The sequence below is a fragment of the Erwinia pyrifoliae DSM 12163 genome (genome assembly GCF_000026985.1).
Taxonomy (GTDB): domain Bacteria; phylum Pseudomonadota; class Gammaproteobacteria; order Enterobacterales; family Enterobacteriaceae; genus Erwinia; species Erwinia pyrifoliae.
In genome coordinates, this window is sequence record NC_017390.1 from 3,045,742 (window position 1) to 3,063,337 (window position 17,596).

Annotated in this window: 16 protein-coding genes, 4 tRNA genes and 1 pseudogene; 3 read left to right on the forward strand and 18 right to left on the reverse strand. The window is 48.6% G+C overall.

Translation table 11 applies throughout. The annotated features are described in order from the left end of the window. Positions 1-284 precede the first annotated feature (284 nt). Positions 285-1,001, reverse strand: coding sequence for a GNAT family N-acetyltransferase (locus EPYR_RS13935; RefSeq protein ID WP_012669021.1), 717 nt, complete (start codon positions 999-1,001; stop codon positions 285-287). Positions 1,002-1,109: 108 nt separating this feature from the next. On the opposite strand from EPYR_RS13935, the gene EPYR_RS13940 reads away from it, so the two are divergent. Further along, positions 1,110-1,805: a CTP synthase C-terminal region-related (seleno)protein gene (locus EPYR_RS13940; RefSeq protein ID WP_012669022.1), complete on the forward strand. Its 696-nt coding sequence runs from the start codon at positions 1,110-1,112 to the stop codon at positions 1,803-1,805. A gap of 372 nt (positions 1,806-2,177) precedes the next feature. On the opposite strand, the gene EPYR_RS13945 is transcribed toward EPYR_RS13940, so the two are convergent. From EPYR_RS13945 to ffh, 8 genes and pseudogenes are all read right to left on the reverse strand, one after another. Then, the gene (locus EPYR_RS13945; protein ID WP_012669023.1) at positions 2,178-4,589 is read right to left on the reverse strand and encodes a hypothetical protein; all 2,412 of its coding nucleotides are present in this window, start codon (positions 4,587-4,589) and stop codon (positions 2,178-2,180) included. Positions 4,590-4,714: 125 nt separating this feature from the next. After that, positions 4,715-5,057 (reverse strand): annotated as a pseudogene (locus EPYR_RS21150) (integrase core domain-containing protein); the annotation flags it as partial. A 356-nt stretch (positions 5,058-5,413) separates the two neighbouring features. Next, positions 5,414-6,379, reverse strand: a complete 966-nt coding sequence (locus EPYR_RS13950; RefSeq protein WP_157861017.1) for a hypothetical protein — start codon at positions 6,377-6,379, stop codon at positions 5,414-5,416. A 293-nt stretch (positions 6,380-6,672) separates the two neighbouring features. Continuing rightward, positions 6,673-7,020 carry a 50S ribosomal protein L19 gene (gene rplS / locus EPYR_RS13955; protein WP_004155938.1) on the reverse strand — a complete coding sequence of 116 codons (348 nt, stop codon included), beginning with the start codon at positions 7,018-7,020 and terminating at the stop codon, positions 6,673-6,675. A 56-nt stretch (positions 7,021-7,076) separates the two neighbouring features. Beyond that, positions 7,077-7,829: a tRNA (guanosine(37)-N1)-methyltransferase TrmD gene (trmD, locus tag EPYR_RS13960; RefSeq protein WP_012669025.1), complete on the reverse strand. Its 753-nt coding sequence runs from the start codon at positions 7,827-7,829 to the stop codon at positions 7,077-7,079. A 35-nt stretch (positions 7,830-7,864) separates the two neighbouring features. Beyond that, entirely contained in the window at positions 7,865-8,413 is a 549-nt protein-coding gene (gene rimM / locus EPYR_RS13965; protein WP_012669026.1) for a ribosome maturation factor RimM, read from the reverse strand. Positions 8,414-8,431: 18 nt separating this feature from the next. Further along, positions 8,432-8,680 (reverse strand): 30S ribosomal protein S16, encoded by a 249-nt coding sequence (rpsP, locus tag EPYR_RS13970; protein WP_004155935.1) that lies wholly within the window; start codon positions 8,678-8,680, stop codon positions 8,432-8,434. 136 nt (positions 8,681-8,816) lie between these two features. Continuing rightward, a complete protein-coding gene (gene ffh, locus EPYR_RS13975; RefSeq protein WP_012669027.1) occupies positions 8,817-10,178 on the reverse strand; it encodes a signal recognition particle protein in 1,362 nt (453 codons plus the stop codon). Between the two features lie 165 nt (positions 10,179-10,343). Here ffh and EPYR_RS13980 point away from each other — a divergent pair, with 165 nt between their 5' ends. Both EPYR_RS13980 and EPYR_RS13985 read left to right on the forward strand, forming a co-directional pair. After that, a complete protein-coding gene (locus tag EPYR_RS13980) occupies positions 10,344-11,135 on the forward strand; it encodes a cytochrome C assembly family protein (protein ID WP_012669028.1) in 792 nt (263 codons plus the stop codon). A 20-nt stretch (positions 11,136-11,155) separates the two neighbouring features. After that, entirely contained in the window at positions 11,156-12,442 is a 1,287-nt protein-coding gene (locus EPYR_RS13985; protein WP_012669029.1) for an HlyC/CorC family transporter, read from the forward strand. A gap of 62 nt (positions 12,443-12,504) precedes the next feature. Here the strand turns inward: EPYR_RS13985 and luxS are convergent, their stop codons facing one another. The 9 genes from luxS to csrA all read right to left on the reverse strand — a co-directional run bounded on the left by luxS (position 12,505) and on the right by csrA (position 17,312). Next, positions 12,505-13,020, reverse strand: a complete 516-nt coding sequence (luxS, locus tag EPYR_RS13990; RefSeq protein WP_012669030.1) for an S-ribosylhomocysteine lyase — start codon at positions 13,018-13,020, stop codon at positions 12,505-12,507. Positions 13,021-13,180: 160 nt separating this feature from the next. After that, positions 13,181-14,740, reverse strand: coding sequence for a glutamate--cysteine ligase (gene gshA, locus EPYR_RS13995; protein ID WP_012669031.1), 1,560 nt, complete (start codon positions 14,738-14,740; stop codon positions 13,181-13,183). Positions 14,741-14,812: 72 nt separating this feature from the next. Further along, positions 14,813-15,241 (reverse strand): YqaA family protein, encoded by a 429-nt coding sequence (locus EPYR_RS14000; protein WP_012669032.1) that lies wholly within the window; start codon positions 15,239-15,241, stop codon positions 14,813-14,815. Continuing rightward, positions 15,238-15,804 (reverse strand): fructose-1-phosphate/6-phosphogluconate phosphatase, encoded by a 567-nt coding sequence (gene yqaB / locus EPYR_RS14005; protein WP_012669033.1) that lies wholly within the window; start codon positions 15,802-15,804, stop codon positions 15,238-15,240. The genes EPYR_RS14000 and yqaB overlap by 4 nt, the downstream gene beginning before the upstream one ends. Positions 15,805-16,147: 343 nt before the next feature. Next, positions 16,148-16,224: transfer RNA gene (locus EPYR_RS14010), tRNA-Arg, on the reverse strand. Positions 16,225-16,277: 53 nt separating this feature from the next. Continuing rightward, positions 16,278-16,354, reverse strand: a tRNA-Arg gene (locus EPYR_RS14015). Positions 16,355-16,602: 248 nt separating this feature from the next. Continuing rightward, positions 16,603-16,679: transfer RNA gene (locus EPYR_RS14020), tRNA-Arg, on the reverse strand. A gap of 4 nt (positions 16,680-16,683) precedes the next feature. Continuing rightward, positions 16,684-16,776: transfer RNA gene (locus EPYR_RS14025), tRNA-Ser, on the reverse strand. Positions 16,777-17,126: 350 nt separating this feature from the next. Next, positions 17,127-17,312, reverse strand: a complete 186-nt coding sequence (gene csrA, locus EPYR_RS14030) for a carbon storage regulator CsrA (protein WP_004155916.1) — start codon at positions 17,310-17,312, stop codon at positions 17,127-17,129. Between the last annotated feature and the right edge of the window lie 284 nt (positions 17,313-17,596).

Sequence of the window (17,596 nt, forward strand, 5' to 3'; positions counted from 1 at the left end):
TACAATCCACTTAAAAAATATGTAAATTAAAAATTACATAAAGGATGTAACATCCAAAACACCGGTGATTTTCACAGTATATTCAGACCACTACGTCTCATCTGATATACGATTTTGTAATGGGTGCTTTTCACCTCTTTGCGTCATTTTTGAAGACCCATTGAATTTAGCGTTACGCCCTTTTAAAAACGTTATTGCACGGTGGCAATCCGAGTGGCAGCCAAGCTGATTACGACCCGTTTCGGCCCGATGGTGTTAGCCAGCAGGTCGGGCAATATCGCTGTTTACCCGCGTTTTGAGCGCATCAACATACTTAATGAGGCACGCTGATGCCCGGACTCATCAATATTTTCCGCCGACAGCCAGTGGCGCAAGACGTTATCCAGCGCTGGCCACTCATCGTCAATGATTGAGAACCAGTCAGAATCACGCGAACGATTTTTACGCGTCATCATCTGGCGGAAGGTTCCTTCATAGGTGAAGCCCAGGCGCAGCGCCGCATTGCGCGATGGAGTATTCAGAGAGTCGCACTTCCACTCACAGCGGCGATAACCCAGCGCGAAGGCGTTCGCTATCATTAACCATAAGGATTCAGTACCGATCACCGTACGCTTCATCAATGGTGACCAGGTAACACCGCCAATCTTCAGCGAACCGTTGGCCTGGTCGATACGTAAATAAGATACCAGCCCAACCGGCTTATTGCGCTGCGCGCAAACAACAGTGAAGGTCACAAAGCCTTTTTCCTCCGCCCGTTGTCGGAGCCAGATGTGAAATGCCGCCAGTGAAGAAGGGCGATCTTCCGTGAGGTACGTCCAGTCACTGTCATCGGGCGCAGAGGCATAAGCCGCAAAAAGCTCGTCCCCGTGCCGCACGTTGTCCAGCGGCTCCAGCCAGCAGTAGCGTCCGTTTATCACTTTTGCTGCTGGCTGAGAGACAGCCTTCCAGTCAGGCAATGGTGCACCGACAGGCTGGCCAAATTCATTAATGTGCTGCGTCATGTTCTTCTCCTGGTAAAAGACAGATCGCCATCATATGAAGGGTTTGGCCCGCTTGCCAGCGTCTGAGTCCTTCACTAATATATTTTTTTACCTGGATGGAACACGCAAATGCCCCCTGTTCGTTTAGCTCTGGTTGGTGATTACCGTGCCGATGCCATTGCGCATCAGGCCATTCCAAAGGCGATAATGCTTGCCGCTCAATCCCTTGATATTGACGTCAGCCCACAGTGGTTGCCAACTGCCAGCATCACCGATCGTAGCCAGCTACGTGAATATGATGCTATCTGGCTGGTGCCAGGCAGCCCCTATATCAATGACGACGGCGCTTTTCTGACTATCACCTTGGCGCGTGAAAACAACGTGGCTTTCCTCGGCTCCTGCGGCGGGTTCCAGTACGCTATCGTTGAGTATGCGCGCAACGTTATGGGCTGGAGTGATGCCGGCCATGCCGAAACTGACAGCACTGGGCGGCTGGTGATTGCCCCATTAAGCTGTTCTCTGGTGGAGAAAACCGGGGATATCGTAATTGAGCCGGGCACGCTGTTGGCACAGGCCTACGGCAAGACGGAGATAACGGAAGGCTACCACTGTAACTTTGGCGTCAATCCTGATTTTGTCGCCGACCTGAAATCATATCCGCTGCGCCTGAGCGCCCACGATGGTGATGGCGATGTACGGGCGATGGAGCTGCCGGGCCACCGCTTTTATGCTGCCACGCTGTTCCAGTCTGAACGTGCCGCGCTGCGTAACGAGCTGTCACCGCTGGTAGTGGAACTGCTGCGCGCTGCCCGGCAAAGCGATTAGGTCGACGAGTGCAAGACATCACATTGACACTGAAAGAGGTTAACTTTGAAACAAGTGCTGTTTGATTTGTCACTGATTACTCTGCCAGACATGACTCATGTGAAATGGCAACCCTCTTAGCTCCTGCCTTTAAAAACCCCAGTATGCTTGATAAAGGCGTTAGCAGGTCAATAACAAGACAACAGCTGCCCGGCCTGGCACACAGCTCTGTATGGTGACAGAAGAAGGTGCCGTTGATTTTAGCTGTGGGTATGCGCGGCGGCAAAAGCCAGCTTGGCTGGCAGCTTATGTAACCCTGTTAGTTCCCCACGCGGAGGGGAGTTGCAGTGGAATAACCCTTAATATCAGCGAGCCGGCAGGATTTTCTTTGCGTCAGCCAGACGCCTTTATGATAAAATCTCTAAGTGATTTTGTCTCTGTCTTTTCTACCAGAGAAGTAATAAGCTCTTTTGGCATATTATTAAGTATATTACTTGCTATGGATTCGAGGTTATTTATTCTGCAATTACTCATAATTATAAAGAATGTCCTATCATTAGGAAAAAGTTTCTGACGACATGCACTTATCATTACGCTTTCTGATTCTTTAAAAAATCCAAATCGCATATAGTCTTTACACAAATTCCCGTAAGTTTCGCGATCAGGCTTTATTCCTGCTTCTTTTAAATCGCCGGACAGCATTCTGGCGAGTAATTTTTCTTCCATACCCCTAGGTGGATTGCTGTAGCATCTCATCAACGAATTATAGTGCTTTATATCAGGGATGAGACCTAACGCCTTCATTCTGGATAGCGCCTGATTGGCTTTTTCTGTTTTACCGTGAGGGATATAGCTTCGTATCAATGACAAGTAGGTTTCTTCATTAAGACGATGAAGCTTAGCGATTTTTTTCTCCTGCTCCTCTGCTTTCATCCATTCACCGACATGGCTATAGTATCTCAGCATCGAATGTTCAATTGCAGCATCACGAACAACTCCGTATTCAACCATCATGTTGGGCAGCGCTTCCTCTGCCGCTGCCAGGCCTTCCTCACTATAAATGCATTCTAACATGTGCGTGCAGGTATGGATGTCAGGCAAAGTTTCTTCTTTTTCATCCATTTTCCGCTTTAATTGTTTTGCTTTATTGAAATAAACATTTTTGACATGGGGTTTCTTCTGCGCTTTACCTTTCATGACAAGGGCTTTCATCAGCACATTATAGTGTAATGTCTTCGGTTCAACCCCATTTTTCGACATATCTCTCATTATTTTAATTATTTTATTTTCATCTATGTGATTTTTTTGGATATGCCTACGCATATCTATTTCATAGGTATGCTCATCTGGTTTTAATCCGTTAACTTCCATTTTTATTCTCAACGCATCTGCTTCCTTGGTGTTATTTGAATTAACATAATATCTCCGCAGCAGGTTATATATTTCGGTCGTAGGAGGAATATTTATCTGCTCCTTCATTATGGAAAATGCTTTTTTCGCCTCATCTATGTGGCGACCTTGAATATAACCATCAATTAACACTTCATAGCTTTCGGCATCAGGAGCAACCTTATATTCTATATTCATAATATTTAGCAGGTTCTTCACCTCTTTGATATTACCAGCTCTGGCGAGGATAAGAATCCGGAAGTCGATGATTTTTTTCGTAGGGAAGATTCCGAGATCCTTCATTTTTAACCATAACCTTTCGGCTCTTTCTTGATTTTCTTTTGAGTCTTTAGAAAAAGCACACCCTTGAAAAATCGACTCAAAGGACAGGACATCAGGACTGTATTCCGCGTTGTAAATCATTTTATCCAGTAGAACTTCTGCCTTTGCTAAATCACCCACTAAACAATATCCATGTATCATTTTGGAATAAACCCGAAGATGAGTCAAAGCTCTTTCAACCGGGTCAAGTATTTTAGCTTTTAAAATTTCAACGAATATTCTCTCTGCCTTATAAATTAATTTAAGCTCAACATAACGGCACAGCAATTTGAAGTAAATCGGTAAGGAGTGAGCATTATTTTTTCCAGATTTCTTAAGCATCTTTTCGACCCCTTCATAATCTCCCTCGGCAATTAAACCATACATTTGTTCAATTTCAGGCCTTTTTTGATCGCCTTTAATTGATGATGATAAAGAATTGTTATGGTGAAAATTCTTTACATTACTCGAATTTTTCCAAGCAGGCTGAGCTGGCATGCTATCTGTTGATTGTTTTGATTGATTTTGTTGGCGAGCATCTTTTATATTATCTGAATGCTTCCCTTTAGACACGGCTGTAGCATAAGTCAGGCTACTAACAGGCTTAGCTGGCATATTATCGGTTGATGGGTTCGANGGATGGCGTTGGCGAGCATCATTTATATTACCTGAATGCTTATCATCAGACACGACTTTAGCATAAGTCAGGCGACTAACAGGCTTAGCTGGCATATTATCGGTTGATGGGTTCGANGGATGGCGTTGGCGAGCATCATTTATATTACCTGAATGCTTCCTGTCAGAAACGACGGTAGAGTCAGTTTCCCTGTCAGTTACATAAGGTGAAAGATTATCCAGATTAGCTAACATTTCTTGCAAAATTTGCGAATTCACAGCTAATGGAACTGTCCTATTTTTTATCTGAACATTACCATTCTGACTTTCACTTACCGCAATTTCTTGACGACTATTTTTAACATGGCTGATCTTTTTTAAAGCACTTCCAGCGACCGAAACTACAACATCACCTCTTATAACAGCAATATAAGGCGGGTTCTTTCTCCTACTTTCTACTTTAGCATCTAAAACAGGCATATAGGCAACTCAAATTTAATTATCAGGCTTTTGAAAATAAACCAAAAAAAATAAATATACTATAAAATAACAATCTTCTGATAATAACTGTGAATTTGTCAAATACTATTTTAAACACACAGATTTTAGTTTAAAATGCTTTTAGAGAGTTCCGGATTTTCAACAATCAGTCGGTACTCTTCCGGCATCAGGATATTCATAACCCCATGCAGCCGTTCACTATCTTATTCTTTCAGCCAGCGCCGATGATTTACCGGACTTCACTCACTGTACTGAACGGATAAATATCCAATATTTCTGCCCGGTACTTTCGCTAAACCGCTCGATATACGAGTTCTGTATCGGCAACCCCGGCTTAATAAATTTCAGCATTATGCCGTTCTCTTCAGCCTATTGTGCTGGCGTCAACGATACCCCTTCGGGAGCGTTATCCATTCGCATGTTCAGCGGACATCTACGGTTCGCCACGATATTTGTCCAGCACCAGGACGAATCAATCAATCTTAAATCATTCCCGCTGTGCCTGAGCGTGTGCAATGGATTCGAAGGGTCACCGGTTTGCCACTGCCACACTTATACCTGTTCGAACGTGCCGCGTTGCGTAATGAGCTGTTACCGCCACCCAGTGGAACTAACAAGACAACAGCTGCCCGGCCTGGCAGCTTATGTAAGCCTGTTAGTTCCCCACGCGGAAGAAGACTAACAGAATTAGGGTGATGATTTTTATAAATAAAGGCAGTGTGAATCAACCTTAACATCAGCCAGCTCGTCAAAGGGGAGTGACACTGGAATAGCCCTTAATATCGGAGATCAAACTAGATTATCTACGAGTCAGCCTGAACCTGCATGATGAAATTTTTAAGTCGCGGATTTTTGATCTGAATTAACAGAGAACTAAAGACGTCTTTTGGCATATAACTCAGTATCTTCTTCGCGACTTCTTTATTATTGTTATTTTGACAGTCTTTCAATAATGAAATCAATACCCCATTTTCAGGACGCAAATCTTCACTATACGCTCTGCTCAGTGCATATTCTGCACCTGCCAATTTATTCCATGGATACAATGAGGGACTGTAGAGATAAGCATAAATCAAACACTCGTAAGTCTTGTTGTCAGGTTTTATTTTGTCTGTTTTTAAATCGCCCACATACATTCTGGCTAATAATTTTTCCGCCATTTCATGGTCACCTACGGTGGAGTAACCACGCATCATAGAGTTACAGTTGGGCGTAGTCACATTTGCTATTTGTCTAAGTTTTTCAAATGTTAGTTCTGCACGCTCAACGTCTCCTGAATAAGCATACTCCTTCAACAATTTGGCGTAAGCCCATTCGAACCCAGACTTTTTTTCATGACCATTAAGTAGGCTTTCGACCTCAGCATATTGTTTACAATTTAAAAAATTATCAATTTTTTGACCAATATCCAAAATTTTAGCTTCTTTGGTGGATGAGTTTGACAAATTGTGTGTGCGTTCATGACTTAGAATATTTCCTACAATGAATGAACCAAGTTCCAGACGATGAACAAACCGAGTTGGAGTATTTTCCCCTTTCTCACCAATAGTTGGTTTTTGAGCATGGGTGACTGTTTCAACTAACAGATCATGTCGAAAAGCATTATCTTTGCGACTTGTAGCCCCCCCCATGTCTTGAGGACTATTATCGACATTCATTATATTTCCTACAAACGTCTTACTAGCAGTGGCTGAAGCATAACTTTTTCTTCCTGTAGACTGGGTTAAAATACTTCCTTCATTTGTTAATTTAATAGGGTCAAGAGGCATATAGTTCATTAGAATTAATTGTAAGGCATTAAACAATAAATCAAAAAAAATAAATGAAATATAAAAAAACAATCATATTCTAATAATAAAGACTTTGTCAGATGCAATAATCTTTATTCATTGCAAATCCTCTTGGAAGAACTATTTATTTTACTAACCAATATCCGTAGTGGGAAAGCATCCAGACAGGAAATAACTTATGCCGACGGTTGCTTCCAGAACAAAAAAAGGGGCCAACCTCACGGTCAGCCCCTTGTTTGCTATTAACTAGTCGATGTCGCGTTAGCGATACCTTAGCCCAGACGCTCTTTGATACGTGCAGACTTACCAGTACGCTCACGCAGGTAGTACAGTTTGGCTTTACGCACGGCACCACGACGTTTAACAGTGATGCTGTCGATTACCGGGGAGTGAGTCTGGAAGACACGCTCAACACCTTCGCCGTTGGAAATTTTGCGAACAGTGAATGCAGAGTGCAGACCGCGGTTACGAATAGCGATAACCACGCCCTCGAATGCCTGCAGACGCTTTTTAGCCCCTTCAACGACCCATACTTTCACTTCCACGGAATCACCCGGACGGAATGAAGGTACGTCCTGTTTCAGCTGTTCTTGTTCAATCTGCTTAATAATGTTGCTCATAATTAAATCTCTTATCCTGGGTAAACTGATAGTTAAGGCGGATTAATCCAGCCGTATCATCGTTTTGTTGCCTGGTGGTGTTCCCGTTGGAACTCAGCCAGCAACTTTGCTTGCTCTTCAGTCAGAGCCAGGTTTTCCAGAAGTTCAGGTCTTCTAAGCCAGGTACGGCCCAACGACTGTTTCAGGCGCCATTGGCGAATATCAGCATGGTTGCCCGACAGTAAAACCGGCGGAACCTCCATCCCTTCTAACACTTCAGGGCGGGTATAGTGTGGGCAATCCAGCAAACCGTCAGAAAAAGAGTCTTCCTCGGCCGATGCCTGTTTTCCCAGAACTCCCGGTATAAACCGGGAAACCGAGTCAATCAGCGTCATTGCTGGCAGCTCACCACCGCTGAGGACGTAATCGCCAATCGACCACTCTTCATCGATTTCGGTTTTGATTACGCGCTCATCAATCCCTTCGTAGCGACCGCAAACCAGAATCAACTTCTGGTTGGTCGCCAGTTCGCAAACCCCGTTCTGATCGAGTTTACGCCCCTGAGGTGACAGATAAATCACCTTAGCGCCTTCCCCTGCCGCCGCTTTTGCTGCGTGGATGGCATCCCGTAAGGGTTGAACCATCATTAGCATTCCCGGCCCACCGCCGTAAGGACGTTCATCTACGGTACGATGGCGGTCGTGAGTGAAGTCACGCGGACTCCAGCTCTGAATGCTGAGCAGGCCATTTTTTACTGCCCGGCCAGTTACTCCGTAATCGGTAATTGCGCGAAACATGTCAGGAAACAGGCTGATTATGCCAATCCACATACTCTGCGCCGGAGTATTACCGTTTTGTTCGGAGCTCAAAAACCAGGATCCCAATCTACTTTGATGGTGCGGGTAGTGAGATCGACATTCTTGATAACCTGTTCATCGAGGAACGGAATCAACCGCTCCTGCGCACCAAACGCATCCTTCAGGTTAGCCTTGACGACGAGAACGTCGTTTGAACCGGTTTCCATCATATCGATGACTTTACCCAGCTCATAACCTTCAACAGTGACTACCTGGCAGCCCATCAGGTCTTTCCAGTAATAGTCGCCGTTATCCAGCTCCGGCAGTTGCTCTGAATCCACGACAATTTCGCAATTGGTCAGCAGACCCGCAGCATCACGATCGTCAATGCCTTTGACTTTGATTATCATGTCCTGATTGTGGCGCTTCCAGCCTTCCAGCTCGACAAGCTGCCATTGACCCGCTCGTTGAATAAACCACGGCTGATAGTCAAAAATGCTTTCGGCGTCTTCGGTGGAGGAAAACACTTTGAGCCAACCACGAATACCATAGGCAGAGCCCATCTTCCCCAGAATTAACGGGGTTGCGGGAGGCTGCGCGGTGAGTTGCTTGCTCATGTTGACCACCGTGACAGATTAAGCTGCTTTCTTAGCTTGCTTGATCAGCGCGTTAACGCGATCGGACAGCGTAGCGCCCTGGCCAACCCAGTGCTCAATGCGGTCCAGATCCAGACGCAGTGGCTCAGCCTGACCAGAAGCGATCGGGTTGAAGAAGCCAACGCGCTCGATGAAGCGACCGTTGCGAGCATTACGGCTGTCGGTGACGACTACCTGATAGAACGGACGCTTTTTAGCGCCGTGACGTGCCAAACGAATTGTTACCATAACATCCTCTTTAGTTAATAAAACAACCGGGCCCCATTGAGGGAACGGGGCCCGGATGCAATATAAAAAGCCCGAAAATTTTACTCATTTTGGCGCAAAAAGCAATCTAATTCGCCCGAGTCATTTTCCGGCCAGCTTAACGACCTGGGAAACCCGGCGGCATCATACCTTTCATGCCGCGCATCATTTTCGCCATACCGCCTTTCTTCATCTTTTTCATCATGCGCTGCATATCGTCGAACTGCTTAAGCAAGCGGTTAACGTCCTGTACCTGCATACCAGAACCGGCAGCAATGCGGCGCTTGCGCGAGCCTTTGATAATCTCCGGCTTTTGGCGCTCTTTGCGCGTCATGGAGTTGATCATCGCTTCCATGCGCACCAGCACTTTGTCGTCCATCTGCGACTTAACGTTATCCGGCAGCTGCCCCATGCCCGGCAGTTTACCCATCAGGCTGGCCATACCGCCCATATTACGCATCTGCTTGAGCTGGTCGAGGAAGTCGTTCAGGTCAAAGCCGTCACCCTTCTTCAGTTTGCTGGCCAGCTTTTCCGCCTGAGCGCGGTCTACTTTGCTTTCGATATCTTCGATCAGCGACAGCATATCGCCCATGCCCAGAATACGCGAAGCAATGCGGTCAGGATAGAAGGGTTCCAGGGCCTCGGTTTTCTCACCGACCCCCATAAACTTAATCGGTTTACCGGTGATATGACGAATCGACAGCGCCGCACCGCCACGGGCGTCACCATCGACTTTCGTCAGAACCACACCGGTTAACGGCAGCGCTTCGTTAAACGCCCTGGCGGTATTGGCCGCATCCTGGCCGGTCATGGCATCGACAACAAACAGCGTTTCTACCGGGTTAATCGCGGCGTGAACCTGTTTGATCTCGTCCATCATCGCTTCATCAACGTGCAGTCGGCCGGCGGTATCCACCAGCAGCACATCGTAGAATTTCAGCTTCGCCTGCTGTAATGCATTTTTAACGATATCGACCGGCCGCTGACTCAGGTCGGACGGACAAAAATCTACCCCGACCTGCTCCGCCAGCGTTTCCAGCTGTTTAATTGCCGCCGGGCGATAGACGTCGGCAGACACCACCAGCACTTTTTTCTTGTGCTTTTCACGCAGGAATTTACCGAGTTTACCGACGCTGGTGGTTTTACCCGCCCCCTGCAGGCCCGCCATCAGAACCACCGCTGGTGGCTGTGCCGCCAGGTTCAGCGTGTTGTTCTCCTCACCCATTGCCGCCACCAGCTCGTTTTTCACGATCTTGACGAACTCCTGGCCCGGCGTCAGGCTTTTGTTCACTTCCTGACCAACGGCGCGTTCTTTAACACGCCCGATAAAGTCACGCACCACCGGCAGCGCAACGTCTGCTTCCAGTAGCGCCATGCGCACTTCGCGCAGCGTGTCTTTAATGTTGTCTTCTGTTAGCCGTCCACGGCCGCTGATATTGCGCAGGGTTTGCGATAGTCTATCGGTTAAATTATCAAACATCGTCTCTCGCTCAACGTAATGAGAGGCCGCCGTGGCGACACAATTCTACCGATTATAACATGATCCCGCTGGGATCTCAGCCATATGCGATGAGATCGTTTGGAGCCAGCCGTCGCTGGCGCTATACTGATTTTTTCCCTATCCGGTCGGTATCTGACGAAAGCTATGTCCGTAATTGCGATTCTGGCGCTATTCGCCTACTCATTCAGCCTCGCCCTGATCATCCCCAGCCTGCTGCGTAAAAACAGCACCTGGCGGCGACTGGCCGTGCTCTCCGCCATCGTTGCCCTGGTGTGCCATGCCGTAGCGCTGGAACAGCGTATTTTTGTTCTGAATGGCGGACAAAACCTCAGCCTGTTGAATATCGCTTCACTGGTGAGCCTGCTTATCTGCTTTATCATGACCCTTGTCGCCTCACGTAACCGAGGCTGGATCCTGCTGCCCATAGTTTACAGCTTTGCGTTGATTAACCTGGCGTTCGCGACATTTGTCCCCAATGCTTTCATCACGCATCTGGAAACCACACCGGGCATGATGGTGCACATCGGCCTGGCGCTATTTGCTTATGCGACCCTGATTATTGCCGCGCTTTACGCGCTCCAGCTTGCCTGGATCGACTGGTTGCTGAAAAATAAGAAACTGGCGTTTAATACCGATATCCCCCCGTTGATGACTATCGAACGTAAGATGTTCCATATCACTCAGATCGGCGTTGTGCTGCTGACGCTGGTGCTGTGCACCGGGTTGTTCTTTATGCATGACCTGTTCAGCCGAGAAAATATTGATAAAGCGGTGCTGTCAATCGCGGCCTGGTTCCTCTATATCGTGCTGCTGTGGGGGCACTACCATGAAGGCTGGCGCGGTCGCCGCGTGGTGTGGTTCAACTGTGGCGGCGCATTTTTGCTCACGATGTCTTACTTCGGTAGCCGCATGCTGCAGCACTTTTTGACCTCCTGATTTCACCACAAGGACCGCTCGTGGAACACGTTTCAACCACTACCCTGATTATTACGCTGATCGTTATGATTCTGGTGTCGGCGTACTTTTCCGGCTCCGAAACCGGCATGATGACGCTTAACCGCTACAAACTGCGTCATCAGGCTAAGAACGGCAACCGCGCCGCACGCCGTGTTGAGAAACTTCTGCGCCGTCCTGACCGTCTTATCAGCCTGGTATTGATTGGCAACAACCTGGTGAATATTCTGGCCTCTGCGCTGGCAACCATTGTTGGTATGCGCCTGTACGGTGACGCCGGCGTAGCGATAGCTACCGGCATACTGACCTTCCTGGTACTTGTTTTTTCTGAAGTCCTGCCGAAAACCGTTGCGGCGCTCTATCCGGAAAAGGTTGCCTTCCCCAGCAGCGTCCTACTGGGGCCACTTCAGGTGGTGATGATGCCGCTGGTGTGGCTGTTGAACATCATTACGCGCATGTTGATGCGCATGGTGGGGATCAGCAGTGACGGTGCTATCAGCGGCGCTTTGAGCAAGGAAGAACTGCGCACCATTGTCTATGAATCACGTTCGTTAATGTCGCGCCGCAACCAGGATATGCTGCTGTCAGTACTGGATCTGGAGAAGGTCAATGTCGACGACATAATGGTGCCGCGCAACGAAATCGTCGGTATTAATATCAACGATGACTGGAAATCCATTGTTCGCCAGCTGACGCATTCGCCGCATGGCCGCATCGTGCTATATCGGGACTCGCTCGATGACACCATCAGTATGCTACGCGTACGCGAAGCCTATCGCCTGATGACGGAGAAAAAAGAGTTTACCAAAGAGGTCATGCTGCGCGCAGCGGATGAGATCTACTATGTGCCGGAAGGTACGCCGCTTAACGTTCAGCTGGTGAAGTTCCAGCGCAATAAAGAAAAAGTCGGCCTGGTAGTTGATGAGTACGGCGACGTCAAAGGGCTGGTCACCATCGAAGATATTCTGGAAGAGATTGTGGGTGACTTTACCACTTCGATGTCGCCCACGCTGGCAGAAGAGGTGATGCCGCAAAACGACGGCTCGGTGCTTATCGAAGGTAGCGCTAACATCCGTGAACTGAATAAGGTATTTAACTGGACGCTGCCGGAAGCGGATGCCCGTACCATTAACGGCATGATCCTGGAGGAAATTCAGGATATTCCGTTAACGGGGACCACCGTACATATCTCTCACTACGCGGTGGATATTCTTGATGTTCAGGATAATATGATTAAGCAGGTGCGTATTACGCCACAAAAACCGCTGAAGGAGTCAATCGGCTCATAGCCCGATTTGCCCCAGTAAAAAGGCGACCATATTAAGATCGCCTTTTCTCTTCTCACCGCTGACTAAATATGCAGCTCTTTCAGCTTCTCTTTTGGCAGCGCCAGCTCATCGTTGCGGTTAACGCGAATGTCCTTTTCAATGATATGACGGGCGATATCCTGCGCTTCATCCAGCGAGTGCATCTCATAAGTACCGCACTGATACTCATTCAGCTCGGGAATCTGACGCTGTTCGGCAACTTTCAACACGTCGCCCATTGCCGCTTTCCATGCCTGGGCTACCCGCTGCTCGTCCGGCACGCCAATCAGACTCATATAAAAACCGGTACGGCATCCCATAGGAGAAATATCGATGATTTCTACTCCGTTACCGTTAAGGTGATCGCGCATGAAGCCAGCGAACAGGTGTTCCAGCGTATGGATGCCGCGCTCAGGCAACACTTCCTTGTTCGGACGGCAGAAACGCAGGTCGAAAACCGTAATGGTGTCGCCATGAGGGGTCTGCATAGTCTTGGCTACGCGCACGGCAGGAGCAGCCATGATGGTGTGATCGACGGTAAAGCTATCCAGTAATGGCATATGGTTACCTCAAAAAATTGATTTATTTTTGATGCGATGAAACTTTCTCGATCGCCAGACGTCTGAATATATGAAAGACGCGTATTTGTTATCATCATCTCATCCCTGACAACAGAGATGTTAATTTAGGCCACAGTGACGTGGCCTTTTTCTTTTGGCGCTAGCTTTTGCCTTGCAAAAAGGCTTCAAGGCTAAGCGTATCACTTTCTTCAATTTCTTGCTGGTTCAACCGCGAACGCCGCGCTTCCTCGCTAAAGCTCTGCCCGGTCAACACTTCCAGTGGTTCTTCACACAGCTGGGCACGATATTGCTCGGCCAGCGCCAGCCCGGTCGCGTCGATTCCGTTCTCTTTAAGCGTTTGCAGAAAACGAGCGGAATAGGTCAAATCCGGCTCATCAAAAGATGCAATCAGACGGTCACACACCTGCTGATAATGTTGATTGCCGCCCTGGCTATCCAGCGTTTTCGCAATGCGACGCAGATCGTTAAACAGCGTTTTGCCCACATCAACCAGCGGATACTGTGTTGCACTGTAGCCCATGCCGAGGGTCAGACCGGGCTTACGCCCTTCAGCAATCACCAGATTCCAGTTATTACGCGTACAGGCCAGCTCGGCACGATCCATCTCCGGAGCATCCGCCAGCGTACACCAGATAAGGAACAGGTCGAGGAAACGAACCTGATCGGCATCCACGCCTGTCGATGAGAACGGATTGATATCCAGTGAACGTACCTCGATGTATTCAATGCCGCCGCGTTGTAGCGCATCAGAAGGGGCTTCTCCGGTACGCGTCACGCGCTTAGGACGGATGGGAGCATACAGCTCATTTTCAATCTGCAGCACGTTGGTATTCAGTTGCAGCCAGTCGCCATGACTGTCCTTTATCCCCATCGCCGCAAACTCTGCTGACGGGGTTTTAATCGCCGCTTTCAGACCTGCAATATAGTCTGGCAGGTGGTTGAAAGTAATATCCAGGCTACTCTGCGATTTATTGGTGTAGCCGAGATCGCTGAGGCGCAGCGAGGTTGCATACGGCAGTGACAATACGCCTTTATCGCTGCGCTCGAACGGCAATGCGCTCTCTTTACCCTGCAAAAAGGATGAACAGATAGCCGGAGAAGCTCCGAACAGGTAAGGGATCACCCAACCGAAACGATAATAATTACGTATCAGTTGCAGATAACCCGCAGAGATCGCTTCTTTACCCCTTTCCGCGTCTTTCACGCCAGCCCATGCCTGCCAGAAAGAGAGCGGCAGAGAGAAATTGTAGTGCACGCCGGAGATTACCTGCATCAGCGCGCCATAGCGATTCTTTAGCCCCTGGCGATACAGCGTTTTCATCTGGCCGATGTTTGAAGAGCCATATTGCGCCAGTTCTATATCCTGTTCGGGGTGTACCCTGCACGGCATGCTCATTGGCCACATACGCTCTTCGCCAAGCTCACGGGCAACATGACGGTGAATATCACGTAAAAATGCCAGCAGATGATCGACATCCCGATCGACCGGCGTGATGAATTCCAACAGCGCTTCCGCGAAGTCCGTGGTTATCCACTTATGCGTTAAGGCCGAACCAAGGGAAGCCGGGTGAGCGGTGGTAGCCAGAAATCCATCGGGGCTGACGCGCAGTGTTTCGCGCTCGATACCGCGACCGATGCCGTTGAGTGCGTCAGGATGCGCTTCCAACCATGAAAGCGCCTGTGATACATCCGGGATCAAATTGACCTCCCGCAGAGAGAAAATTTATTATTGTTAAGCATAATGTTAATCGTAGCGCCGCCTGAAAGCGAATCAATGCCACCATTCCATGCCCTGAAGTGTTGCGGCCGCCAGCACGATGTAGCGCAAGGTCTTACCGATGGTGAGAAAAATCACCATCGGCAGCCAGGGAAAACGTATCCAGCCGGCAACAACGCATAGCAGGTCACCTATCACCGGTAACCAACTGAAAACCAGTGCTGCAGGCCCTAAACGCCGCAGCCATGCCACTGCCGTATCATGCCGTCGTCCCTGATCTTTTAGCGGGAGCAATCGACCAATCACAATGCTGGTTAAACCTCCCAGGGTATTACCCAGTGCAGCAGTCACCACCAGCGCGCTGACGGAAATTTTGTCCGCCATCACCAGTCCGACCAGCAATGCTTCCGAACTACCGGGCAATAGCGTGGCACTGAGGAAACTACTGGTCAACATCGAAACATAAGACAACCACTCACTCACAGTCGTCTGACATCCACCGCATCCATTCCTGCAGCGCGTGCCGCCTGTAAGCCAAAGTCTGCGTCTTCGAACACCACACAGCGCGCAGCAGGAACGCCAATTAATTCGGCGCAGCGCAGAAATGTATCAGGTTCAGGCTTATGACGTTTAACATCATCTGCTCCGACGATAGCATCGAAATAATTGTGCAAATTCAGGTGCTGCAACAGCGCAACCGCCATTGCATTCTCACTACCGGTCCCGACAGCCATGGGTCGACGTCCCTTGTAAGCTTTCACCACTTCAATAAGCGGCAGTGGCTGTACGGTGTCAAACAGCATGGTTTTCAATAATTGCGTTTTTTCAGCAGCCAGCGGGTTAGGATCGAGATCGCTTTGGTTATGGATAATGATAACCTGTGCGATTCGCCAGGCCGGGGAGCCACTCAGGCCGATAAGAGCCTTTTCATCAAAGACCAAACCGTGTTGCACCAGCACCTGCCGCCAGGCCTTAAGGTGCGTTGGCTCAGTGTTGAGAATGGTGCCATCCATATCGAAGATCAAGCCATCGTAGTCATCGTACATTGTTGTGTCCATCCTGATAGCGGAATGATTACTTTAGCTTAAAAGCAGTATGATTGTCGCTTTGAGCGTAAAGCGGCAGAGTTTTGACGTGATAAAGACGATGGCATCAGATAAGTGCTACGGAATAAGTTTGTCAGTGAAGAATGATGTCGAACTTCAACCGTTTAACCGGGCGCCGTGGAAAAAATTGGGCTACTGCGGGTGATATTGCTATGCAAGGGGAGTGATTCGGCTTCGACTCACCGTGGCGAGCCATTACTGAAGCAACGTTATCCACCTTAGTGCTGGTTGTGACGGCTTCTCAAGCATGCCAACCCAAGGTTACTTCCGGTATTGCANAATATGGTGCATCCAGGAGGATTCGAACCTCCGACCGCTCGGTTCGTAGCCGAGTACTCTATCCAGCTGAGCTATGGATGCATTGAATAAATACGGTGAGGAGTAAAGCGCAAAGCTGAGAAGTGACTTAATAATGGTGCATCCAGGAGGATTCGAACCTCCGACCGCTCGGTTCGTAGCCGAGTACTCTATCCAGCTGAGCTATGGATGCATATTTAATTCTTGTATAACGCAGTGTGCTAACAGTTCATCGCGATGCAGAATGCTAATTCCACACCAGCACTACTCAAAAATAAAGCCGCTGTAAGCAGCTTTAGTAACAGGTTGCATCCAGGAGGATTATTCGGCTCTGCCTCACCCTGACGGGCGGTTGCTAAAGCACTATTATCCTCCTTAAGTGCTGGCTGTGACGACTTCTCAAGCATGCCAACCCAAGGTTACTTCCGGTATTGCANAATATGGTGCATCCAGGAGGATTCGAACCTCCGACCGCTCGGTTCGTAGCCGAGTACTCTATCCAGCTGAGCTATGGATGCAAAATGGCGGTGAGGCGGGGATTCGAACCCCGGATGCAGCTTTTGACCGCATACTCCCTTAGCAGGGGAGCGCCTTCAGCCTCTCGGCCACCTCACCACTAGCACTCTTTCGAGTTGTGCTTCCAAGCGTTCTGACTGCTCATCGGCACTGCGTGGCGCACATATTACTTTCTGGGCGTTGTAAGTCAAACAATTTCTCCCGCTTTTTTTGCCGGCCGTGTTTGATTGCACAAATGCCACGCAATGTGGGTATTTTGACGGCAAAAAGAGTGATTTTTCAACAAAGAATGCACCTGTCTTGCCATCGACCAGGCTGCGCTTACACTGGCTCAATGGAAAAAAACTGACGGAAAATGGGTTAACTAAAAGAGAAAAGCGGGGAGAAGTGCTGAAGATAAAGCAGAGAAACGATAGCGCCTCGCTACGAAGAGCGAGGCGCTGGATGCGTTAGTAACTCGTTTGCTGCGTTTTTTCGGCCTGAATGCGCTGATAGATCTCTTCGCGATGCACCGAAACTTCTTTAGGGGCATTCACTCCAATACGTACCTGGTTACCTTTGACTCCCAGCACAGTTACAGTCACCTCATCACCGATCATGAGGGTCTCACCAACTCGACGAGTTAGAATAAGCATTCTTTGCTCCTTGAAAGATTAAAAGAGTCGGGTTCACTGCGTCCCGGCATTATCCATCATATAACGCTAAACGCTGGATAAGGCAAATACACTCGTCGTGCACCTGACTACCAATTCATTCCGCTAATGTTCAGTTTAGCCGAAAACCACATCATCAACCCGACTTTATGATTGCAGGGGCGCATTGTCGGGAGTAAGCACCAGAGCTTTTCCCTCATTACACCTCTTTGCGATACGTTTTTTCCGCCATATTTGACGCCACAGGCACGTTGCCTGCATTGACA

Bases quoted from the DNA above. Each gene is read 5' to 3' on its own strand.
- EPYR_RS13935 (WP_012669021.1), bottom strand. From the start codon at position 1,001: ATGACGCAGCACATTAATGAATTTGGCCAGCCTGTCGGTGCACCATTG.
- EPYR_RS13940 (WP_012669022.1), top strand. From the start codon at position 1,110: ATGCCCCCTGTTCGTTTAGCTCTGGTTGGTGATTACCGTGCCGATGCC.
- EPYR_RS13950 (WP_157861017.1), bottom strand. From the start codon at position 6,379: ATGCCTCTTGACCCTATTAAATTAACAAATGAAGGAAGTATTTTAACC.
- rplS (WP_004155938.1), bottom strand. From the start codon at position 7,020: ATGAGCAACATTATTAAGCAGATTGAACAAGAACAGCTGAAACAGGAC.
- trmD (WP_012669025.1), bottom strand. From the start codon at position 7,829: ATGTGGATTGGCATAATCAGCCTGTTTCCTGACATGTTTCGCGCAATT.
- rimM (WP_012669026.1), bottom strand. From the start codon at position 8,413: ATGAGCAAGCAACTCACCGCGCAGCCTCCCGCAACCCCGTTAATTCTG.
- rpsP (WP_004155935.1), bottom strand. From the start codon at position 8,680: ATGGTAACAATTCGTTTGGCACGTCACGGCGCTAAAAAGCGTCCGTTC.
- ffh (WP_012669027.1), bottom strand. From the start codon at position 10,178: ATGTTTGATAATTTAACCGATAGACTATCGCAAACCCTGCGCAATATC.
- EPYR_RS13980 (WP_012669028.1), top strand. From the start codon at position 10,344: ATGTCCGTAATTGCGATTCTGGCGCTATTCGCCTACTCATTCAGCCTC.
- luxS (WP_012669030.1), bottom strand. From the start codon at position 13,020: ATGCCATTACTGGATAGCTTTACCGTCGATCACACCATCATGGCTGCT.
- yqaB (WP_012669033.1), bottom strand. From the start codon at position 15,804: ATGTACGATGACTACGATGGCTTGATCTTCGATATGGATGGCACCATT.
- csrA (WP_004155916.1), bottom strand. From the start codon at position 17,312: ATGCTTATTCTAACTCGTCGAGTTGGTGAGACCCTCATGATCGGTGAT.